General features: G+C 73.9%; 19 protein-coding genes. 10 read left to right on the plus strand and 9 right to left on the minus strand.

What is annotated here, in order from left to right; all coding sequences use genetic code 11:
• The coding region (locus ABEA77_RS11455; RefSeq protein ID WP_345644893.1) for a GAF domain-containing protein at positions 1-596 on the minus strand (596 nt) is incomplete at its 3' end.
• Between the two features lie 125 nt (positions 597-721).
• On the opposite strand from ABEA77_RS11455, the gene ABEA77_RS11460 reads away from it, so the two are divergent.
• Both ABEA77_RS11460 and ABEA77_RS11465 read left to right on the plus strand, forming a co-directional pair.
• A complete protein-coding gene (locus ABEA77_RS11460; protein WP_345644896.1) occupies positions 722-2449 on the plus strand; it encodes an AMP-binding protein in 1728 nt (575 codons plus the stop codon).
• Entirely contained in the window at positions 2446-4083 is a 1638-nt protein-coding gene (locus ABEA77_RS11465) for an AMP-binding protein (protein WP_345644899.1), read from the plus strand. Before ABEA77_RS11460 ends, ABEA77_RS11465 begins: the two co-directional genes overlap by 4 nt.
• Before the next feature lie 17 nt (positions 4084-4100).
• On the opposite strand, the gene ABEA77_RS11470 is transcribed toward ABEA77_RS11465, so the two are convergent.
• Positions 4101-5012: an alpha/beta hydrolase family protein gene (locus tag ABEA77_RS11470; RefSeq protein ID WP_345645214.1), complete on the minus strand. Its 912-nt coding sequence runs from the start codon at positions 5010-5012 to the stop codon at positions 4101-4103.
• Positions 5013-5144: 132 nt separating this feature from the next.
• On the opposite strand from ABEA77_RS11470, the gene ABEA77_RS11475 reads away from it, so the two are divergent.
• Positions 5145-5735 (plus strand): TetR/AcrR family transcriptional regulator, encoded by a 591-nt coding sequence (locus tag ABEA77_RS11475; protein ID WP_345644902.1) that lies wholly within the window; start codon positions 5145-5147, stop codon positions 5733-5735.
• A 199-nt stretch (positions 5736-5934) separates the two neighbouring features.
• On the opposite strand, the gene gcl is transcribed toward ABEA77_RS11475, so the two are convergent.
• Positions 5935-7713: a glyoxylate carboligase gene (gene gcl, locus ABEA77_RS11480; RefSeq protein ID WP_345644905.1), complete on the minus strand. Its 1779-nt coding sequence runs from the start codon at positions 7711-7713 to the stop codon at positions 5935-5937.
• A gap of 227 nt (positions 7714-7940) precedes the next feature.
• Here gcl and ABEA77_RS11485 point away from each other — a divergent pair, with 227 nt between their 5' ends.
• A complete protein-coding gene (locus ABEA77_RS11485; protein ID WP_345644908.1) occupies positions 7941-8666 on the plus strand; it encodes a hypothetical protein in 726 nt (241 codons plus the stop codon).
• A 205-nt stretch (positions 8667-8871) separates the two neighbouring features.
• Here ABEA77_RS11485 and ABEA77_RS11490 read toward each other — a convergent pair whose 3' ends face one another.
• The gene (locus tag ABEA77_RS11490) at positions 8872-9522 is read right to left on the minus strand and encodes a TetR/AcrR family transcriptional regulator (protein ID WP_345644911.1); all 651 of its coding nucleotides are present in this window, start codon (positions 9520-9522) and stop codon (positions 8872-8874) included.
• Positions 9523-9940: 418 nt separating this feature from the next.
• On the opposite strand from ABEA77_RS11490, the gene ABEA77_RS11495 reads away from it, so the two are divergent.
• A complete protein-coding gene (locus ABEA77_RS11495; protein ID WP_345644913.1) occupies positions 9941-11137 on the plus strand; it encodes an FAD-dependent monooxygenase in 1197 nt (398 codons plus the stop codon).
• Positions 11138-11307: 170 nt separating this feature from the next.
• Here the strand turns inward: ABEA77_RS11495 and ABEA77_RS11500 are convergent, their stop codons facing one another.
• The 4 genes from ABEA77_RS11500 to ABEA77_RS11515 form a co-directional block, all read right to left on the minus strand.
• Entirely contained in the window at positions 11308-11793 is a 486-nt protein-coding gene (locus tag ABEA77_RS11500) for a hypothetical protein (protein ID WP_345644916.1), read from the minus strand.
• Positions 11794-11943: 150 nt separating this feature from the next.
• Positions 11944-12339, minus strand: coding sequence for a DUF4440 domain-containing protein (locus ABEA77_RS11505; protein WP_345644919.1), 396 nt, complete (start codon positions 12337-12339; stop codon positions 11944-11946).
• Between the two features lie 66 nt (positions 12340-12405).
• On the minus strand, positions 12406-12855 hold the full coding sequence (locus ABEA77_RS11510; protein ID WP_345644921.1) for a Fur family transcriptional regulator: 450 nt from the start codon (positions 12853-12855) through the stop codon (positions 12406-12408).
• 62 nt (positions 12856-12917) lie between these two features.
• Positions 12918-13136 carry a DUF2180 family protein gene (locus ABEA77_RS11515; protein WP_345644924.1) on the minus strand — a complete coding sequence of 73 codons (219 nt, stop codon included), beginning with the start codon at positions 13134-13136 and terminating at the stop codon, positions 12918-12920.
• Between the two features lie 331 nt (positions 13137-13467).
• Between ABEA77_RS11515 and ABEA77_RS11520 the strand changes: the two genes are divergently transcribed.
• Positions 13468-14631 (plus strand): glycoside hydrolase family 88 protein, encoded by a 1164-nt coding sequence (locus tag ABEA77_RS11520; RefSeq protein ID WP_345644927.1) that lies wholly within the window; start codon positions 13468-13470, stop codon positions 14629-14631.
• A 25-nt stretch (positions 14632-14656) separates the two neighbouring features.
• On the opposite strand, the gene ABEA77_RS11525 is transcribed toward ABEA77_RS11520, so the two are convergent.
• Positions 14657-14911, minus strand: a complete 255-nt coding sequence (locus tag ABEA77_RS11525; RefSeq protein WP_345644930.1) for a DUF6158 family protein — start codon at positions 14909-14911, stop codon at positions 14657-14659.
• 540 nt (positions 14912-15451) lie between these two features.
• Here ABEA77_RS11525 and ABEA77_RS11530 point away from each other — a divergent pair.
• The 4 genes from ABEA77_RS11530 to ABEA77_RS11545 all read left to right on the plus strand — a co-directional run bounded on the left by ABEA77_RS11530 (position 15452) and on the right by ABEA77_RS11545 (position 21673).
• Complete coding sequence (locus tag ABEA77_RS11530) at positions 15452-15661, plus strand: type A2 lantipeptide (RefSeq protein ID WP_345644933.1); 210 nt, start codon at positions 15452-15454, stop codon at positions 15659-15661.
• A 108-nt stretch (positions 15662-15769) separates the two neighbouring features.
• A complete protein-coding gene (locus ABEA77_RS11535) occupies positions 15770-16579 on the plus strand; it encodes an HlyD family efflux transporter periplasmic adaptor subunit (RefSeq protein ID WP_345644936.1) in 810 nt (269 codons plus the stop codon).
• On the plus strand, positions 16576-18834 hold the full coding sequence (locus tag ABEA77_RS11540) for an NHLP family bacteriocin export ABC transporter peptidase/permease/ATPase subunit (protein WP_425588259.1): 2259 nt from the start codon (positions 16576-16578) through the stop codon (positions 18832-18834). The genes ABEA77_RS11535 and ABEA77_RS11540 overlap by 4 nt, the downstream gene beginning before the upstream one ends.
• Position 18835: 1 nt before the next feature.
• Entirely contained in the window at positions 18836-21673 is a 2838-nt protein-coding gene (locus tag ABEA77_RS11545; protein ID WP_345644939.1) for an NHLP bacteriocin export ABC transporter permease/ATPase subunit, read from the plus strand.
• The last annotated feature ends 279 nt before the right edge of the window (positions 21674-21952 follow it).

Below are 21952 nucleotides of genomic sequence, written 5' to 3' on the forward strand. Positions count from 1 at the left end.
AGCCCCGCGCGCAGCCCGGGGTCCGCGATGCGCGGCGCGAGCGCCCTCAGCTCGCCGTGGGCCGCCCGCACCTCCTCCCAGGCGCCAGGGGACAGCGGCGCGCCGGGACCGGCCGCCGCGGCGCCGTCCGCGCGGTCCAGCAGCCGGCGCGCCTCGTCGCCGACTGCCAGCGCCTGCTCCACGTCCCGTGCAGCGGCCACCGCCGCGTCGAAGACCCGGTCGCCGATCGGCAGCGGCGTCCGCAGCGCCCCGTACAGCACGCCCCGCACCCGCCGCCCCACGACCACCGGCACCGCGACGACGGAGCGCAGCCCCTCGGCCGCCACCGCCGTGTCGTACTCGTGGCTGATGTGGCGCGCCGCCGCGTAGTCGGCCACCCCGCACGGCCTCGCGAGCGCCAGCGCCTTCCCGCCGACGCCGAGGCCCGACGAGATCCGCAGGCCGCGCAGCGCGGCCGTGGTCGCGCCCGTCAGCTCGGTGAGCCTGAGGTTCGCCGCGTCGTGCAGCAGCCCGCCGAAGGCGACCGGTAGACCCGCCGATCTGCGCAGCCCGGCCAGCGCCGACCTGACCTCCCGCGACTCGCCCGCACCCGTCACGCGTCCGCACCTTCCGCCGCTTTTCCGCGTCACCCCCGTACGGGGGTGGTGAGACCTGTATCACTGATTGCACGATGCGGGTCAAGGGTCCGGCAAGGAAGCCGGCGACGAAGAGGGGCACCACGATGACGGCAGGCGGCACCACCGGCAGGGACGCGGCGCCGGACGGTCCCACCGGGCAGTTCAGGGCGGCACGCGACTTCCTGCTGGCACACCGCGAGGACTACCGGGGCGCGTACGACGGGTTCGCCTGGCCGCGGCCCGCGCACTTCAACTGGGCCCTCGACTGGTTCGACGAGATCGCCGCCGACCCCCGCAACGCGGACCGGCCCGCACTGCACATCGTCGAGGAGGACGGCACCCGCGCCCTGCGGACCTTCCCCGAGCTGGCCGCCCGCTCCGACCAGGTCGCCAACTGGCTGCGCGCGGTCGGCGTGCGGGCGGGCGACCGGATCGTCGTGATGCTCGGCAACCAGGTGGAGCTGTGGGAGACCGCGCTCGCCGCGATCAAGCTGCGGGCCGTCGTCATCCCCGCGACGCCGCTGCTCGGCACGGTCGACCTGCGCGACCGGGTGGAGCGCGGCGGGGCGCGGCACGTCCTCGTACGGGCCGCCGACACCGCCAAGTTCGACGGCGTGCCCGGGGGCTACACCCGGATCGCGGTCGGGGCCGACCCGCTGCCCCCGGGCTGGCTCGCCTACGAGGAGTCCGCGGCGGCGCCGTACGACTTCGCGCCCGACGGGCCGACCGCCGCCGGTGACCCGCTGATGCTCTACTTCACCTCGGGCACCACCGCGCGCCCCAAGCTCGTCGAGCACACCCATGTCTCCTATCCGGTCGGCCACCTCGCGACGATGTACTGGATCGGGCTGAAGCCGGGCGACGTGCACCTGAACATCGCCTCGCCCGGCTGGGCCAAGCACGCCTGGTCCAACCTGTTCGGGCCGTGGAACGCGGAGGCCACGGTCTTCGTCCACAACTACACACGCTTCGACCCGGTGCGGCTGATGGCCGAGATGGACGAGGCCGGCGTCACCAGCTTCTGCGCCCCGCCGACCGTGTGGCGGATGCTGATCCAGGCCGACCTGACGCAGCTGCGCACCCCGCCGCGCGAGGTCGTCGCCGCGGGGGAGCCGCTCAACCCGGAGGTCATCGAGACCGTGCGGCGCGAGTGGGGCGTCACCATCAGGGACGGTTTCGGGCAGACGGAGACGGCCGTCCAGGTCGCCAACTCGCCGGGCCAGCTGGTCAAGGCGGGCTCGATGGGCCGCCCGCTGCCCGGCTTCGCCATCGAGCTGCTCGACCCGGTGACCGGCGAACCCGGCGCGGCCGAGGGCGAGATCGGCGTCGTCCTCGCGGACCGCCCGGTCGGCGTGATGGCCGGATACCACGGTGACCCGGAGCGCACCGCCGAGGCCATGGCGGGCGGCCACTACCGCACGGGCGACATCGCCGCCAGGGACGCGGACGGCTACCTCACCTATGTGGGCCGCAGCGACGACGTGTTCAAGGCGAGCGACTACAAGATCAGCCCCTTCGAGCTGGAGAGCGCGCTGCTCGAACACGAGGCGGTCGCCGAGGCCGCCGTCGTGCCCGCGCCCGATCCGCTGCGGCTCGCCGTGCCCAAGGCGTACGTGGTGCTCGCCGAAGGCTGGGAGCCGGGACCCGACACGGCGAAGGCGCTGTTCGCGCACTCGCGCGCGGTGCTCGCCCCCTACAAGCGGGTCAGGCGCATCGAGTTCGCGGAACTGCCGAAGACCGTCTCGGGCAAGATCCGCCGCATCGAGCTGCGCGAGCGCACCGCCGCGGGCGCGGAGCCGGGCGCGGAGTACACGGAGGAGGACCTGACATGACGGAGGACTCCGGCGCGGCCGGGCTCTCGTACACCCACGGCACCGGCACCACGCCGCTGCTCGGCGACACCATCGGCGCGAACCTCGCCCGCGCGGTCGCCGCCCACGGCGCCTCGCCCGCGCTGGTCGACGTGGCCTCGGGCCGCCGCTGGACCTACGCGGAGTTCGGCGCCGACGTGGAGCGGCTCGCCCGCGCCCTGCTCGCCCTCGGCGTCGCCAAGGGCGACCGGGTGGGCATCTGGGCCGTCAACTGCCCCGAGTGGGTGCTCGTGCAGTACGCGACGGCCCGTGTCGGCGCGGTCATGGTCAACCTCAACCCCGCCTACCGGGCCCCGGAGGCCGCGTTCGTGCTGCGGCAGTCCGGCGTCTCGGTGCTGATCGCCACTCCCGCCCACCGCACCAGCGACTACCGGGCGATGGTCGACGCGCTCAGGCCCGACTGTCCTGCCCTGCGCGCCGTCCACTACATCGGGGAACGGTCCTGGGACGAGCTGACGGCCGCGTCCGACGGCGCCACCGCCGGGGAACTGGCCGCCCGCGAGGCCACGTTGTCCTGCGACGACCCCATCAACATCCAGTACACCTCCGGCACCACCGGCTTCCCGAAGGGCGCCACGCTCTCCCACCACAACATCCTCAACAACGGCTATTTCGTCGGGGAGTCGGTGGGCTACACCGCGGCCGACCGGATCTGCGTCCCGGTGCCCTTCTACCACTGTTTCGGCATGGTGATGGGGTGTCTCGCGGCCACGTCGCACGGCGCGTGCCTGGTGATCCCCGCCCCGTCCTTCGACCCGGCCGCGACCCTGGACGCCGTGCGGCGGGAGCGGTGCACCTCGCTGTACGGCGTCCCCACCATGTTCATCGCGGAGCTCGGGCTGCCCGACTTCGCCGCGTACGACCTGTCCTCGCTGCGCACCGGCATCATGGCGGGCTCGCCCTGCCCGGTGGAGGTGATGAAGCGGGTCGTCACCGAGATGCACATGACCGAGGTGGCCATCTGCTACGGCATGACGGAGACCTCGCCCGTCTCCACGCAGACCCGGCGCGGCGACGACCTGGAGCGGCGCACCGGCACCGTGGGCAGGGCGCTGCCGCACATCGAGGTCAAGGTGGTCGACCCCGCGACCGGCACCACCCTGCCGCGCGGCGAGGCGGGGGAGCTGTGCACCCGCGGCTACAGCGTGATGCTCGGCTACTGGGACGACCCCGCCCACACCGCCGAGGTGCTCGACGCGGGCCGCTGGATGCACACCGGCGACCTGGCGGTGATCAGGGACGACGGCTATGTGGAGATCGTCGGCCGGATCAAGGACATGATCATCAGGGGCGGTGAGAACATCTATCCCCGGGAGATCGAGGAGTTCCTGCACACCCATCCCAAGGTCGCCGACGTGCAGGTGGTGGGCGTGCCCGACGAGCGCTACGGCGAGGCGGTGGCCGCCTGCGTGATCCCCAGGGACCCGGCCGACCCGCCCGGTGCCGAGGAGATCGCCGCCTACTGCGCCGAGCGCCTCGCCCGCCACAAGGTCCCGCACCGCGTCGAGGTCGTGGACTCCTTCCCCATGACCGTCAGCGGCAAGGTGCGCAAGGTCGAACTGCGCGAGCGCCTGGCGGCCGCGGCGGGGGAGTGACCCCGCGCGGGCGGCCGTCACTTCGTGTCGACCCGGCCCAGCGGGGCGTCCGCCGCGGCCAGGGCCCGCCTGGCGGCTGGCCACGCCCCGTCGTCGAGCCGCAGCGCCGTGCGCAGGTACGCGAGCGTCGCCTGCCCGACGAGCGCCACGCGCTCGGGGTTCTCGTCGGTGGTCCGTGTGTCGTGGGAGCCCTGGATGCCGCCGAGCCCGTGCTCGGCGCCGAACAGGGTCAGCAGATCGGTGGCGCCGGGGGCGAGGCGGTAGCCGTCGGTGAACCAGTCGGGGCCGCGCACCGTCAGCGGGGACTGGTCGTGGTCGCCCGCGACGACCAGGCTCGGCGTCTTCATCTCCGCGAAGTCGGGGCTCATGAACGGGAAGTGCTCGGCGGCGAAAGGACTCAGGCCGGCGCCGCCCGTCCCCGGCAGGCTGAGCAGCACCGCCGCGCGGACCCGCGGGTCGGCCAGGCTCTCACCGGGTACGCCGTCGGCCCCGACGACCCGCGCGCCCGCGAGCACCGAGGCGCTCTGCGCGCCCCACGAGTGCCCCGCGACCGCCACGCGGACGCGGTCGACGCGCCCGGCGAGGCCGGGCAGCGCGCCCGCGACGGCCGGCAGGCGGTCGAGGATCGCCGCCAGGTCGTCGACCCGGATGCGCCAGAGGTCAGGGGTGCGCGGGTCGTCGGGTGCGAGGCCGGCCGAGTCGAGGTGGGTGGGCTGGACGACGACGAACCCGTGGGCGGCCCAGCGGCCGGCCAGGGGCTCGTAGTCGTCCATGGTCAGCGTCGCGCCGTGCGAGAGGAGGACGACCGGCAGGCCGTCTCCCGTGACCGGCGCCGAGACCCGTACCCGCAGGTCCTCGCCGCGTCCCGGCACGGTCAGGGTGACCGGCGCGACGGAGACGACCGGGGCGGCCTCGGTGGTGTGGTTCATCAGGTTCATCAGGGGGATGCCTTTCCGAGTGGGCAGCACGGCCGGCGGCGCGCTCTGGCACGATGGATGCGGAGCGCCGCTCCACATCACCATACGGAGCATTGCTCCGCTTTGCAACGGGAGGCTTCCGCGATGCCCAGGGACACCACTCCGCAGGCCGGCGCCGGCCAGAGCAGGCGGTCGGACGTCCGCAGGAACGAGCGGACGCTCCTGGAGGCCGCCGCGGCCGTCTTCGTCCGCGCGGGGATCAACGCCCCCGTGCGCGAGATCGCCGCGGAGGCGGGGCTCGGCATGGGCACCGTCTACCGCCACTTCCCCACCAGGGCCGACCTGGTGGTCGGTGTCTTCCGGCACCAGCTCGACGAGCTCGCCGCCGCCGCGCGGACCCCGCAGGCCGCCGGCACCCCGTACGAGTCCCTGCGGCTGTGGGTGCACCGGTTCGCCGACTTCCTGGTCACCAAGCACGGTCTCGCCGAGGCGCTCCACTCCGACCAGGCCGGGTTCGAGAGCCTGCACGAGGAGTTCGTCGAGCGCCTGCTCCCCGTGCTCGACCAGCTGCTGAGCGCGTCGGCGGCGGCCGGGCGCAGCCGGGCGGACGTGCGGGCCTACGACTTCATGCTCGCGGTCGGCAACCTCTGCGTCGGCGTCGGGACCTTCCCCGACTACCGGGTGCGCCGCATGATCGACCTGCTCCTCGACGGCCTGGCGGCGCCCGCTGTCTGACGTCGCGCCAACGGGCCCGCGGTGCAGGCCGCGTGATGGGCCGTCAGGTGTATCAGGCAGGTCAGGTGGGCCAGGTGGGCCAGGTGGGCCGGGTGGGCCGGTCGCGGCACGGGGCGGCACGTGCGCGGGCCCCGCGCCGGTCGCGGCGCGGGGCCCTCTGCGCTCCCCGGGGCCGTCCCTCCCGGGGCTCCCGCCAGCCTCAGGCCAGCGGGAGGATCTCGGTGGGCGCGTGGCCCGGCGCGGTCGCAAGATCCTCGAACTCGTGGACCGAGGCGATGTCGGTGCTGCTCATCGAGATGTTCGTGACGCGTTCGAGCACCGCCTCCACCACGACGGGCACGCGCAGCTCCGCCGCCAGCTTCTTCGCCTCCTGGAAGGCCGGCAGCAGCGCGTCGGGCTCCGTGACCCTGAGGGCGCGGCAGCCGAGTCCCTCCGCGACCTTCACATGGTCGACCCCGTAGCCGCCGGTCTCGGGCGAGTTGATGTTCTCGAACTCCAGATTGACCTGGAAGTCCATGTCGAACGCGCGCTGTGCCTGCCGGATCAGGCCCAGATAGGCGTTGTTGACCAGCACGTGCACATAGCCGATGCGGTGCTGCGCGCCCACCGCGAGCTCCTCCAGCATGAACTGGAAGTCGTAGTCCCCCGAGAGCGCCACCACGCTCGCCTCCGGGTCGGCCGTCGCGACGCCGAGGGCCGCGGGGATCGTCCAGCCGAGCGGGCCCGCCTGGCCGCAGTTGATCCAGTGGCGCGGCCGGTAGACGTGGAGCATCTGGGCCCCGGCGATCTGTGAGAGCCCGATGGTGGAGACGTACCGGGTCTCGGGGCCGAAGGCGCGGTTCATCTCCTCGTACACCCGCTGCGGCTTGAGCGGCACGTCGTCGAAGTGCGTCCTGCGGTGCAGGGTGGCCTTGCGCCCGCGCGCGGCCGCCACCCAGGCGCTGCGGTCGGGGAGTTCGCCCGCGGCCCTGAGCTCCTTCGCCACCTCGACGAAGAGGGCGAGCGCGGCGCCCGCGTCGGAGGCGATCCCGTAGTCGGGCGCGAAGATCTTGCCGATCTGGGTGGGTTCGATGTCGACGTGCACGAACGTGCGCCCCGCGCGGTAGACATCGAGCCTGCCGGTGTGCCGGTTGGCCCAGCGGTTGCCGATGCCGAGCACGAAGTCGGACTCCAGGAACGTGGCGTTGCCGTAGCGGTGCGAGGTCTGCAACCCCACCATGCCCGCGTTGAGTTCGTGGTCGTCGGCGATCGTTCCCCAGCCCATCAGCGTCGGCACGACGGGGGTGCCGGTGAGCTCCGCGAACTCCACGAGCAGCGCGGAGGCGTCCGCGCTCACCACCCCGCCGCCCGCGACGATCAGCGGCCGCTCGGACGCCGCGAGCATCCGCACGGCCTTCTCCGCCTGCGCCCGCGAGGCCACGGGGCGGTAGACGGGCAGCGGCTGGTAGGTCTCGGGGTCGAACTCGATCTCCGTCTGCTGCACGTCGAGCGGGAGGTCGACCAGTACGGGCCCAGGCCGGCCCGACCGCATCAGGTGGAACGCCTGCTGCACGACGCCGGGCACCTGCGCGGCCTCAAGCACCGTCGTCGCCGCCTTGGTGACGGGCCGGGCGATCGAGGCGATGTCGACGGCCTGGAAGTCCTCCTTGTGGATCACGGCGGTCGGGGCCTGGCCCGTGATGCACAGGATCGGGACCGAGTCGCCGATCGCCGAGTACAGGCCGGTGATCATGTCCGTGCCCGCGGGGCCCGACGTGCCGACGCAGACGCCGATGTTGCCCCGGTGCGCGCGGGTGTAGCCCTCTGCCATGTGCGAGGCGCCCTCGACATGGCGGGCCAGGGTGTGCTGGACGCCGCCGGCCGCCTTGAGTGCGGCGTAGAAGGGGTTGATCGCCGCCCCCGGCACACCGAAGGCATGGGTGACACCTTCGCGCTTCAGGATTTCAACTGCCGCGCGGGCGGCGGTCATTCGAGGCATGAGCGCTCCTCATTCGGCTGGCGGATTCGGGCTCTGTCGCGCCACCTGAGAGCGCCAATTCCGTAATGTGGAAGTGTTGTTTTGCTATACGGAAAGAATGTAGGAGCCGATCGGCCGCGGGGTCAAGGGGGAGCCCGGGGTCCTCTCCCCAACGCGTCGCTCGTGGTGGACGATGGTCCACGCGGCGCAACCGGCCGCGCGGCGGCAACGGGCGTAGGGGGCACGTGATGGAGGCGCAACGACCGGTCGGCGTGGACTGCCCGGTCTGCGGGCGCAGACACCGCTACGCCCCGCCCGCCTACGCCTGCGCCTGCGGAGCCCCTGTCGTCCCGCCGCTGTGCTCGGGCGCCAGGCCCGAGCCGGTGCCGCACCGCTCCAGGAGTGACGAGTGGGTCCTCGTGCGCTGCCCGGCCTGCGGGCGCGAAGGGCACTGGCCGCAGCCCCGGCTCGGCTGCCCCTGCGGCACGGTGCTCCGCATCCCGGTCCAGCCCGCGGCCCCGCAGGCGCCCGCCCTGCCTCCCGGGGGGCAGGCGGGCCCCCCGCACATCCCGCTGCCCCGCACCGCGGCCGCGCCCCGGCCCTCGTTCCGCCCGCTGACCATCCGCACCGCGCGGGACGCCGTCACCGCGGCCGGGCTCTATCTGCGGTGGCTCGGTTTCCACGGCGTCGCCGCCGAGCGGCGCCCCGAGTCCGGCGTCGATTTGCGGGGGCCCGAGGTGGTCGCCCGGGTGGACCCCACCACCAGCCGCACCACGCTGCGCGCGGTCGAACGCGTCTGGCTGTACGGCCGGTACGACACGGTGGCCGCCGTGGTGTTCTCGCTGGCCGGATACACCGAAGGGGCCCGCGCCCGCGCCGACGGACTGGGCGTCCCCCTCTTCGTGATGGACCTCACCGGCACCCCGCAGCCGGTGAACGGGGCCGCCGACGAGCTCGTCTCGTCCGAGCAGTAGGGCGGCGCCCGGTTCGGAAGGCGCTCGTGCCCTCGGTGTCCGGCGCCGGGCGTGCCCGGGTGCCCGCTGCCTTCGAGGAACATCGCGGTGACGGCTCTGGCGCCGCGCCGCGGCGTCCAGGTGCCGGCCCCGAGGGCCTCGGCGGCCGACGTCGGCGCTCGGTCGCGAGTACGTCGTCGGACTCGGTGCCGCGGCGCCGGCCGAATCAGCGCGCGGCATACGCGCGGATGAACGCGCGCGCTCCGTCGATCATGGTCTGGCGGATCCGGTCGGGGTCGGCGTGGGCGGGGACCGGTTGGCGTTCGTAGGCCAGCAGGAGAGTCAGGGCGCCGAAGTGATCGGCGGCCAGACGCGGGTTGTCCGTGTCCAGGAGCCCGGCATCGGCGAAGTGGGCGATGCGTTCCGCGAGCGCCGCCTGCATCGGCGCCGTCTCGATGTCGTCCTCGGTCGTCGGTGTCCGCAGGCGCTCCTGGGCGACGAGGGCGAACCCGGCGGAGTAGTCGGCGGAGCCGACGACCGCCGTGCCGAGGTCGATCGCCAACGCGGTGAAGGCCGCCTCCAGTTGCGGCACCGTGGTGATCGGCGCGTCTTTCGCGAGGTGTTCCTCGATCGCCCGGCGGCCCGTGGCCAGCAGTGACTCGGACACGTCGGAGAGGATGGCCAGGAAGAGGCGCCGCTTGTCGCCGAAGTAGTCGTACACGGTGCGTTTCGAGACGGCCGCCCGGGCCGCGACGGCGTCCATGCTGACGCGGTCCACACCCTCGTGGACGAACAGGTCCCGGGCGGCGGCGAGGATCGCCTTCCGCTTCTCCGAGGAGCCCTCGCGCACCGTCTTCTCCCTGCCGGCAGAGTTCACTTCCACCTCCGAGGGCAACTTTACACCGTCCGGTTTACTTGCTGCACTGCACGGTGTAGTTTCATTGCAGGCGCCGGCACCTCCCGCCGGCCCAGGTACCGGTTCCTGCCCGCCGTGGGAGCGCTGGGCGACGCACTCCGGTCCTGGCTCGAACGGGCCGCCCACGACGACGAGTTCCAAGACCTCGACGGCGCCGCGCCGCTGGGCCGCGCCCCGTCGGGCCGGCGCCGGCGGCGGCGGGTACTGGCCGACAGCCTGAACCTGCCGTGCCGCGCCGTCACCACAGGGCCGTACCTGGCCACCGGCAGGGCCGGGCTGTCGTGCCCGCCGACACGACCAGCGGGGAGCAGTGCCCCGGGAAGCCCGTCCCGCCGAAGGCGCACCTCAGGAAAACACCGACAAACCCGAAGGACCGAACATGACCGAGACACACCGCCGCCACCGCGACCGCTCCGTCCTCGTCTCCGGTGCGAGTATCGCCGGACCTGCGATCGCCTACTGGCTGCACCGTCACGGCTTCGACGTCACCGTCGTCGAGAAGGCGGCCGCCGTGCGCGGTGGCGGCTACCCCATCGACATCCGCGGCACCGCCCTGGAGGTCGTGCGGCGGATGAACATCCTGCCCCGGCTGCGGAAGGCCCATGTCAACACGCGCCGTGTCACCTTCGTGGACGCCGACGGCAGCACCATCGCCGCCCTGAGCGCCGAGAGCATGGCCATCGGTGCGGACGGAGACCTCGAGGTCCAGCGCGGCGACCTGACCGAGGCCCTCTACGACGCCGTCCGCGAGTCCGCCACGTTCCTGTTCGACGACTCCGTCGCCACCCTCGACGACCGTCCCGACGGCATCGGGGTGACCTTCCGCAGCGGCGCCCGCCGCACCTTCGACGTCGTCATCGGGGCGGACGGAATCCACTCCCACACCCGCCGGCTGGTCTTCGGCCCAGAGGAGCCCTTCCACCACTACCTCGGCGCGTGCTTCGCCGGTTTCACCGTGCCCAACCACCTCGGGCTCTCCCACGAGGGCATGCTGTGGAACACCCCCAGCCGGCGCGCCGCCCTCTACGCCGCCGGCTCCGGAGGGCAAGTGTTCGGGCTGCTCTCCTTCAAGCGCCCCGACCCGCCCTTCGGCGTCTTCCGCGACCTGGACGCGCAGCGCGAACTGGTCGCTGCCGCCTTCCCCGACGAGTGCTGGGAGATTCCCCGGATGGTCGCCGGGATGCGCGCCGCCGCGGACCTGTTCTTCGACGCCATCAGCCAGATACGGATGACGAGTTGGTCCCGTGGCCGGGTCGCCCTGGTCGGCGACGCCGCCTACGCCCCGTCGTTCCTGACGGGGCAGGGCACCAGCCTCGCCCTGGTCGGCGCGTATGTCCTGGCCGGAGAGCTGGCCACGCACACCGGCCACGCGGAGGCGTTCGACGCCTACGACAGGGTGCTGCGGCCGTTCGTGACCCTCAACCAGGAACTCGCGAACGGAGGCGACACGGCCCTCTTCCCCGCGACCGAGGAGTCCCTCAAGGAGCGCAACGCGGCCCTCCGCGCGCTCTCGGCCCTCCCCGCCGAGCCTGCGCACGCCACATACAGCGCACTCACCCTGCCTGACTACGAGTGACCTCGTCCTCCCGGGCCGGCGCCGCCGAGCAGAACACCGCGGCACCCCGGGCACCCGGCCTCGGCCGCTCGCCGCGAGCCCGACAGCTCCTCTCCCCGGCCGGTGCCCCGGACACCACGCCGGCGCGGGACCCAGGTCCGCGCGCAGAACCGGGGATCAGGAACAGCCCCTCACTTCGTCAGCACGTTCACCACGACGATGAAGAGGCCGAGCAGCACGTCGGCGCCCCCGGCCCGGCAGCAGGCGAGCCACCTCTGCCCGGCGGCCCGCGCCGCCCACAGCCCCCACCCGAAGAGGGCGGCGGTGTTGAGCGCTAGCGAGACGTCGAGTGCGCCCTCCTCGCTCCACCACCCGGCGTACGCGCCGAGCAGGGCCACCACGGTCGGCGTCGCAGCGGCGAGCAGCGGCCACTCGCTGAGCACCGAGGCGAGGATCCGCGGGGTGACTCTGCCGCGGACGATCCTGCGGTGGGCGATGGCGTGCGCGTACCCGTGGGCGGCCGCGGCGGCCACCGCAGCGGCGCACACCCATGCCGCGTCGTAGCCGGGGTCGGGCCGCCCGCCCTCGTTGCCGAGCGCGGCGGCGAGCGCGCTCGCCAGCACCGAGCCGTACACCCCGCCGAACAGGAGCCGCTGCAGCGGCTCGCCGCGCCGCACCGGGCGCGGCGGCCTGGCCGGGCCGGCCGTCGAGCCCGAAGGCCCGGCGGCCGGCGCCGGCTCGGGCCCGGGCCCGGCCGGGCCCTGCGCGGGCTGCCCGCCGTGGTGGTCGTCCGACGCGCCGCCGCCTCCGGGAGTGCGCCGCGCCCGTCAGCGCGGCGGCTCCATGTCCTCGGGGGTGAAGCCGGTGCCCTGGGTGAAGTACAGCTGCCAGCCGGCCCTTGCCGTCCTGCGCCACAGAAAGCTGCGGTGCGCCCGCCGCTCCCCGACGCTGACGTCGAAGGTGAGGAGCACCAGGTCGGGGGCGAGCTCCCGGGCCACGCGCCGGCTGACCGTGCCCGCGGCCGTCACGGCAGGGCCCCACTCGCGCAGCTCGTCGATGTACGACTGGCGGGCCCGCGCTCTGCCGGAGGCGCCGGACGAGCGGAAATCCGGGTGCAGCAGCTCACCCAGCAGCCGCGGCGAGGTGAAGACCGCGGGGTCGAGGAAGCGCGGCTCGCCCTCGATAGCGGCGGTGGCGGCATCCGATGTGTCCCGATTGCTCACCCCCACCATCCTGCCCGAGCCGGGGCCGCCGGGCGCGCGGTGCGCCGCCGGACGCGCCCTGCGGTGTCAGGCGTCCGCCGGACGGCACGCGTCGCACACGCCCCACCAGGTGATCTCCGCCTCGTCGAGCGCGAAGCCCTTGGCGTCGAGCGGGTCGAGGCACGGGGCGGCCCCCACGGTGCAGTCGACGTCCTCGATGCGCCCGCAGGCACGGCACACCAGGTGGTGGTGGTTGTCGCCGACGCGCAGCTCGTAGCGGGTGGGGGAGCCCGCGGGCTCGATGCACCGGACGAGGCCGGCGCGCGTCAGGTCGTCCAGCACGTTGTACAGGCCCTGGCGGGACAGCCCGGCGGCCAGGTGCGCCGCCTCGATGCGCTGCTCGACCTCCGCCGCGGTGGCATGGGAGCCGGCCGTCAGCGCGTCGAGCACGGCGCGGCGCTGCGCGGTGCTGCGCAGCCCCTTCTGCCGCAGCAGCTCGGTCGCCGTCCTCGGCGGGTTCTTCGCCGATGTCTCCATGGTGGGGGTCACACTCCTTCGGCCACTCCCCACAGTAGGCGACACAGTTGACCGGATCAATTTTACGCGGGTGCGGGGGCGGTGTGCCCGGCCGTGCGGCACGTGGGGCAGGCGATCCTCGGGGCGCCCCTGCCGACGCGGGCCGCCGTCATGCCGCTGAAGTGGCGTACGGCCGGGCGTACGACCTCGCCGTGGTGGGAGCAGACGCCCACGCCGCAGTGCGCGCAGGTGCCGACCGCGGCCGTCCGCGCGCTCAGCTGCTGGCAGTCGTAGCAGTTCATTCCTCTGGCTCCTGGGGTGTCTCGGGTCGTGGCGGCCGGGGGTGCGCCGTCCGGCGGTGTCGAGCCGGCGCCGTCGAATCTAGAGGTCAGATTTGACAGAGTCAACTTAAGCCTCTGCCCGGATGTCGCTCGGCCGCCCTGGCCGGCCCGCTCCGGCGGGGCCGGCGGTGTCGCGAGTCTGGTGGCGCCGTGGTCCAGTCCTTTACGCTGGCGCCAGTTCATGGGGATACCTGCTGTTCATGGACGTGAATATCCGGTGTCTCCGGTCATCTCTGCTCCGACCCGTACGCCCCCACCCCCGTACACCACCCCCACCACGGAAGGCCCTCCCATGGACCGACGGCACTTCCTCGGCACCGGCGCCGCGCTCGCGACCGCAGGGGCACCCCTGCTCGGCGGCGTAGCGCGGGCCGCCGCACCGCGCACCGCCACCCGCCCGGCGTCCGCCGGCGCGGACGCCCTGCCCTCCCGGGCCGACATCACCGCCGTGCTGCGCAAGGTCGCCGACCGGTGGATCGCCGCCCACCCGGACACCGGCGACAACCTGTGGGCCAACGCCACCTTCTACAGCGGCCTCATGGCCCTGTACCGGCTCACCCGGGACGCCCGCTACCTCGACCGCGCCCGCTCCTGGGCGGAGAGCCGCGCCTACGGCCTGAACGGCGGCACCACCACCCGCGACGCCGACAACCAGTGCGCGGGACAGGTCTACCTCGACCTGTACGAGGCCGAGCCCGACCCCGCCAAACTCACCGCGATCGAGACCTGCCTGCACCGCATGACCGCCGTCGACCCGGTGGACAAGAACGACGACTGGTGGTGGGACGACGCCCTGCACATGGGCATGCCGCCGTTCGCCGGGCTCGGCGCCCTGCGCGGCGACCCGGCCTACTGGACCAAGCTGCACAGCCTCTACACCCACACCAAGAGCGCCGAGGGCGGCCCCGGGCTCCTCGACCCCGCCACCGGCCTCTGGTACCGGGACAAGAACTTCCTGCCCGGCGGCATCCTCTCGCCCTCGGGCAAGCCCGTGGTGTGGTCGCGCGGCAACGGCTGGGTCGCAGCCGGCCATGTCAAGACCCTCAAAGCCCTCCCCGCCGACCGCTCCGACGCCGCCGAGTACCGCGACACGCTCAAGCGGCTGATCGACGCGGTCGCCCGGGTCCAGCGCGCCGACGGCTTCTGGAACGTCAACCTTGCCGACCCGGAGCACTTCCCCGGCCCGGAGACCAGCGGCACAGTCTTCTTCGCCTACGGCACCGCCTACGCGGTCGCCGCAGGGCTCGTCGACCGGGCCGCCCGCCTGCCCGTCGCGGCCCGCGCCTGGAACGGCCTCGTCGCCACCGCCGTCCACCCGGACGGCACCCTCGGCTACGTGCAGAAGGTGGGCGACCGTCCCGACTCCAGCCAGCCGGTCACCTACGACAGCACCGCCGACTTCGCGGTGGGCGGCTTCCTCCTCGCGGGCACCGAACTGGCCGGCCTGGCCTCCTGAGCGCGGGGCGCCGGGCGCGGGGGGCTCACATCCCGCGCCCGCGCGCCCCCTCGCGGGTGCGCGCCGCCAGCACATGGCGCTTGGGGTGGCGCCGCAGGTACTCGCCCTCCAGTTGCGCCGTGCGCGTGTTGTGGGTGTCCAGGGCGTCCTGCGACCCGTGCAGCAGCGTGTCGTGCCGGGTGCGGTGCAGTGTCTCCAGCTCGCGCAGCAGCTGCTGGTCCCCGAGCCGCGCCGGGTCGACCCCCATCGCCTCGCTGCCCGTGTCGTCCTTACCGGTCATGGGACGTCTCCTTCCGTCGGGGTCCGCCCTCACATACGTACCCGCATACGTACCCGCTGAGAACGGAACGTCTCCGCCCCGGCGCCCGCCCGGGGCCGCCCCGAACCCCTCCCGCACCGAGCGTGTTCCTCCGTACGCGTACCGTTACGGAAGCCTGTGCGAATCCCTTCTGTGAATAACCCGCACATTGCAAGCGTCCTGCGCCCCGCGCTGCACAGCGCCTCCCTGGGCGCGCGCCCCTCCGGCCGCTCGGCAGGGACGGAATGCGAGGTTGGCGCGGGTGGGTCCGGCGGCCACTGACCGATGTTCGGACCGCGGTGTGAAGGAAGCGCACCGCCCCCATGGCGGGCCCGTCACAACACCCAACAGATCAACGGCACATGTGGACCGGGGGCCGCCGCCGCAGGTGGCTGCCCGGAAGACGTCCGTGCTTACATCCCATCGCACGCAGCCGGCACCACGGCGATTTCGTCCCTGACGGGGAAGGCGCAGGTGCCGGACGCGTGCCGAATCAGAGCCATCCGAAGGGAAGCATCACTGATGAACTCCACCCCCCAGGTCGAGACCCAGGAAATCGCCGACGCCGACCTGGACAACGTGTCCGGTGGCCTCGTCGGTGACACCGTCTCGGGTGTCGTCGGCACCGTTTCCGGTGTGGTCAACGTCAGCGGCGTGCTGTCGACCGTCGACAACACCGTCGACCCGCTGGTGAACACGTCCGCCGTGACGGGCCTCGTCAGCGGCCTCTGAGCAACCGGTCGTACGACCAGTTGTGACTGACTGACACGTGTCCCGGGCCCGTATCCCGTACGGGCGCCGGGGCACGTTTCCGTGTGAGCGAAGACCGGGAAGACCGCCGTGCAATTCCGCCAACAGGCGCTCAGTAAACTTCAGTCGCCGGAGGAGCTCGACCTCCCCGTGCGGCTCGCCCGCCCCCGCGGCCTGATCACCCTCGCGGTGACGCTCGCCGCCATGGCCGCGGGGGCGCTGTGGGCGGTCGCGGGACAGGTCACGTCCACCGTCTCCGCGCCCGGCATCCTCACCTACGGGCAAGGCAGTTACGTGCTCCAGAGCCCGGTCGCCGGGCAGGTCACCGCCGTGCTCGCGCAGGAGGGCCAGCGTGTCGCCACCGGCGCGCCGCTGGTCACGGTGCGCCTCGCGCACGGGGGCACGGACCAGGTGCGCGCCCTGGCCGCGGGGCGCGTCACGTCGCTGACCGCCACCATCGGGGCCGTCGTCACCACTGGCGCGGACGTCGCGACCGTCGAGCGGGCCGCCCACGCCGACGACCCCCTCCTCGCGATGGTGTACGTGCAGGCCTCCGGCGGCGCGTCCGTGGCACCGGGACAGCACGTCGACCTCAGCCTGCCCTCCGTGCCCGAGCAGCAGTACGGCGTCCTGCACGGCACCGTCAAGGCCGTAGGCCGGGGCGCCCAGACCCGGCGGCAGATCGCCGCCTTCCTCGGCGACCCGTCCCTCGCTGAGCAGTTCAGCCGCGACGGGCAGCCCGTCGCCGTCCTGGTCGGCCTCGACACCGCCCGCGGCACCAAGTCCGGCTACGCCTGGTCCACCCCGGCGGGACCGCCGTTCGCGCTCGCCTCGATGACCCCCGCCGACGGGTCCGTGACCGTCGCGCGCCGCCACCCCGCCTCCTGGCTGCTGCCGTGAGCGGGTCCACCGTGCCGCCGCAGCGGCAGCTCCCGCCAGGCGGCCACGGCCGCCACCGCACGGGCCCCGCCAGGTCCGAGCCCGCCCCTGCCAAGCGCCGCGCACGCACCGTGCGCACGCCCACCGTCCTCCAGATGGAGGCCGTCGAGTGCGGTGCGGCCTGCCTCGCCATGGTCCTCGCCCACCACGGCCGGCATGTCCCGCTGGAGGAGCTCCGCATCGCCTGCGGCGTCTCCCGGGACGGCTCCCGCGCCAGCAACCTCCTCAAGGCGGCGCGCGGTTACGGCCTCGGCGCCAAGGGCATGCAGATGGAGTCCGCCGCCCTCGCCGACGTCCAGGGCCCGGCCATCCTGTTCTGGGAGTTCAACCACTACGTCGTCTACGACGGCATGGGCCGCAGGTTCGGCACCCGCGGCGTCCACATCAACGACCCGGGCAAGGGCCGCAGGTTCGTGCCCGCCGAGGAGTTCGACACCAGCTTCACCGGCGTCGCCCTCGTCTTCGAGCGCACCGGCGCCTTCACCACCGGCGGGCGCCGCCCCGGCGTCCTGCGCGCCCTGCCCGCCCGGCTGCGCGGCACGGCGGGCACCCTGTTCGCCGCGCTCCTCGCCGGACTGCTGCTCGTCGCCACCGGCGCCGCGGTGCCCGCGCTCAGCCGCACGTACATCGACATGTTCCTGGTGGGCGGCCAGTCGTCGCTCCTCGGCCCGCTGTTCGCCGCCATGGCCGCGACGATCGCGCTGACCGCCGTCCTCACCGGGCTCCAGCAGGCCAACCTGCTGCGCGGCCGCATCATCTCCTCCACGCTCGGCAGCGCCCGCTTCATGCGCCACCTGATGCGCCTGCCCGTCACCTTCTTCGCCCAGCGCAGCCCCGCCGACCTCGTCCAGCGCCTCCAGTCCAACGACTCCGTCGCCGAGACCCTCGCCCGCGACCTGTCGGCGGCAGGCGTCGACGGCCTCGTCGTCCTGCTCTACGCCGTGCTGCTGTGGACCTACGACCCCCAACTCACCGTCATCGGCGTACTGGTGGCACTCCTCAACGTCGTCGCCATGCGTGTCGTGATCCGGCTGCGCGCCACCCACACGCAGAAGCTCCGCGCCGACAGCGCCCGCCTCACCACCACCTCCTACACCGGGCTCCAGCTGATCGAGACCCTCAAGGCGACCGGCGGCGAGGACGGCTTCTTCCGCCGCTGGGCCGGGCAGCACGCCACCACCCTGGAGGAACAGCAGCGCCTCGGCGTGCCCAGCGCGGCCCTCGCCGTCGTCGCCCCGCTGCTCGCCACCCTCAACAGCGCGCTCATCCTGTGGATCGGCGGGCTGCGGGCCGTCGAGGGTCATCTCTCCATCGGCCTGCTCGTCGCCTTCCAGGCCCTCGTCACCCGCTTCACCGCGCCCATCACCCGGCTCAACGGCGTCGCGGGCCGCATCCAGGACTTCGCCGCCGACGTCACCCGGCTCAAGGACGTGGAGAACTTCCCCGCCGACAGCCTCTACACCCGCGACGGCGGCGACCCGAGCACCCGCCGTCTCACCGGCCATGTCGCCCTGGCAGACGTCACGTTCGGCTACAGCCCGCTCGACGCCCCGCTGCTCAAGGGGTTCTCGCTCACCGTGGGGCCCGGCAGGCAGGTCGCGCTCGTCGGCGGCTCCGGCAGCGGCAAGTCCACCGTCTCCCGGCTCATCTCCGGCCTCTACCGGCCCTGGGAGGGCACCATCTCCATCGACGGCCGGCGCATCGAGGACATCCCGCGCGGCGCGCTCGCCGCCTCCGTGTCCTTCGTCGACCAGGAGGTCTTCCTCTTCGAGGGGACCGTACGCGACAACGTCGCGCTCTGGGACCCGTCCGTGCCCGACGAGGCCGTCGTCGCCGCCCTGCGGGATGCGGCGCTCTACGACGACGTGATCGCGCGCAGACCCGACGGCATCCATACCCGCGTCGAACAGGACGGCCGCAACTTCTCCGGCGGCCAGCGCCAGCGGCTGGAGATCGCCAGGGCCCTGGTGCGCGGCCCCAGCGTCCTCGTGCTCGACGAGGTCACCAGCGCCCTCGACGCGGAGACCGAGCGGGTCATCATGGACAACCTGCGGCGGCGCGGCTGCGCCTGCGTGGTGATCGCGCACCGGCTGAGCACCGTGCGCGACAGCGACGAGATCGTCGTGCTCGACCACGGCACCGTCGTCGAACGAGGCCGCCACACCGATCTGGTGGCGGCGGGCGGCCCGTACGCCGCGCTGGTCGAGGAGCGCTGAGATGACCACGGCGACAGGACCGGGCACAGGACACGCGGGGCACGACGCCGTCACGGCGGCCCTCGCGGGCAGCGGTACGCCCGCCGGCACCGCGGACGGCACCGGGGTCGACCTCGAAGGGCCGCTCGTGCTCTGGCTGGTGGCCGCCGGGGTCCTCGACCTGTTCGCCGTGGACGCGGCGGGCGGCGGGCCCTGGCACTTCCTCGGCCGCCTCGAAGCGGGCACCCTCCTCCTCGGGCCCGTGGAGGGGCCCAGGCACACCCTGCTCGGCAGGCCGGGGCCCGGCTGTGTCCTGCGCCGCATCCCGCTGCGCGAACTCACCCGCCACCCCCAGCAGCCGCTGCCGCAGGAGCAGTCGGCGCTGGAGAGCGCCTTCGCGCTCGGTATCGCCCGCGGCCTCGGCGCCCTCTTCGAAGCGCCGCTCGACGCCCGGCTCGCCGGGGACGACCCGACGGCCGACGCCGTCGCCGACGACGACGTCCTCTGGATGCCCGTACCGCCCGGCAGCGTCGAGCACGGCGCCGCGTACAGCGCCGACTTCGCGGGCGACCTCCTGGTCGACGCCGCCATGTGGCAGGGCATGGTCGCCCAGCAGTACCGCCTCCTCGCCGCCGTCGACCGGTGGATCGACACCCGCGAACAGGCCCACGAGGAGCGCACCGCCGCCGGCATCAGGGCGGGTGAGCGCGAGCGGGAGAGCGCCGACCGGGCCCTCGTCGCCTCCCTGGAGCGCCGCGGCCGCACGGCACGCGAGCGGGCAGCCGCCCCCGACACGGGCGACGACGCCGTCTTCGCGGTGTGCCGCCTCGTCGCCTCCGCCACCGGCATCGCCCTCGGTGACCCGCCCCGCGACGGCGGCGCCGCCCGCTCAAGGCTCGGGCCCGTCGAGCGGATCGCCGCGCACGCCAGGGTCCGCACCCGGCCCGTGCGGCTCGCCGGAGAGTGGTGGCGCACCGACGTCGGCCCGCTGGTGGGCGCGCGGGCCCGCTCGGGCGCGCCGGTCGCCCTGCTGTGGCGCCGTGGCGGATACCAGGCGGTCAACCCGCTCAGCGGGTCGCGCACCCGGGTCACCGCGGGTACCGCGGAGGACTTCGCGCCGCGCGCCGTCATGTTCTACCGGCCGCTGCCGCAGCGCCCGCTGCACCCGCTGCGGCTGCTGCGCTTCGCCCTGCGCGGCGCCCGCGGGGACCTGCGCGCCCTGGTGCTCGCCGGGCTCGTCACGGTCGCGCTCGGCGCGCTCGTGCCGCTCGCGACCGGCCGGGTCCTCGGCGCGTATGTGCCGCGCGCGCAGAGCAGCCTCATCGTGCAGGTCTCCGTCGCCGTGATGGTCGCGGGCGCGGTGTCCGCCGCCTTCGGACTGCTGCAGAACCTCACCATGCTGCGGCTCGAAGGCCGGATGGAGGCCACCCTCCAGCCCGCCGTGTGGGACCGGCTGCTGCGGCTGCCCACCGCGTTCTTCGGTGGGCGCTCCACCGGCGAGCTGGCCGGCGCCGCCATGGGCGTCAGCGCCGTGCGCCGGGTGCTCTCCGGCATCGCGCCCGTCGTCCTCCAGTCCACCACCGTCGGTCTGATGAACTTCGGCCTGCTGCTCTACTTCAGCGTGCCCCTCGCCTTCGCCGCGCTCGGCATGCTCGCGGTCGTCACCGCGGTCTTCCTCGTGCTCGGACTGTGGCAGGTGCGCTGGCAGCGGCGGCTGGTGAAGCTCGGCAACAAGCTCAACAACCAGGCCTTCCAGACGCTGCGCGGACTGCCCAAGCTGCGCGTCGCCGCCGCCGAGCCCTTCGCGTACGCGGCCTGGGCGCGGGAGTTCGCCAAATCCCGGACGATGCAGCAGCGCGCCGGGCACATCAAGAACGTCAACACGGTGGTCGACGCCGTCTACCTGCCGCTGTGCACCCTGCTGATGTTCATGGCCCTCGCGGGCCCCGCGCGCGGCACGCTCTCGTCCGCGGCGTTCCTCACCTTCAACACCTCCGTGACGATGCTGCTGACCTCGGTCACCCAGCTCACCGGCGCGCTGGTCTCCGCGGTCGCCGCCCTGCCGCTGTACGAGCAGGTGCGGCCGGTGCTGCGCGGCGAGCCCGAGGTGCGCGAGGGCAGCGCGGCGCCCGGCGTGCTCACCGGCGCCTTCGCCGCGCGCGGGGTGTCCTTCCGGTACGGGGACGAGGGCCCGCTCGTGCTGGACGACGTGACCGTGGAGGTCGCGGCGGGGGAGTTCGTCGCGGTCGTCGGGCCGAGCGGCTGCGGCAAGTCGACCCTGCTGCGGCTGCTGATCGGCTTCGACCGGCCGGTCTCGGGCAGCGTGCTCTACGACGGCCAGGACCTCGCGGCGCTCGACCTGTCGGCCGTGCGCAGGCAGTGCGGCGTCGTCCTGCAGAACGCACAGCCGCTCACCGGCTCGATCCTCGACTGCATACGCGGCGCCGAGCCGTACACGCAGGAGGAGGTGTGGGCCGCGGCCGAACTCGCCGGGCTCGCCGAGGACATCAAGCGGATGCCGATGGGGCTGCACACGATGACCGCGGGCGGCGGCGCCCTCTCGGGCGGGCAGCGCCAGCGGCTGATGATCGCCCAGGCTCTCGTCAGGCGCCCCCGGATCCTCTTCTTCGACGAGGCCACCAGCGCGCTCGACAACGAGACCCAGCGCGTCGTCATGGAGAGCACCAGGCGCCTGCGCGCCAGCAGGCTGGTGATCGCGCACCGGCTGAGCACCGTGCTCGACGCCGACCGGGTGGTGGTGATGGACGGCGGCCGGGTGGTCGAACAGGGCCCGCCCGCCGCGCTGCTCGCCGACCCGGCGGGCCGGCTGACCGGGCTCGTACGGCGGCAGGTGGCCTGACCGACCCGCGGGGACGGGGCGGTGGGGCCGCGGTGCGCGGCGCGCGGTCCCGCGCGCCCGCCCTCACGTCCGCGGGACGCGCGGCCCTCGGCCGCCGCACCGGCCTCCCGCGCACCGCGGCCCTTCGCGGTCCGCGCCGGGCGGGCCCCAGGGGCCCCGCGGGGAGCGGGGCACCCGTGGCGGGGTGCCGGGCACGGACGGCCGGTACCGGGCGGCGGCGGCGCCTGGGCGCGACATGACAGGTGTCGGCGCCACCGCCGCCCGGGGTCTTCCGGGGGA

Origin of the sequence: Streptomyces tremellae, from assembly GCF_039540215.1 — a bacterium.
Classification (GTDB): Bacteria; Actinomycetota; Actinomycetes; order Streptomycetales; family Streptomycetaceae; genus Streptomyces; species Streptomyces tremellae.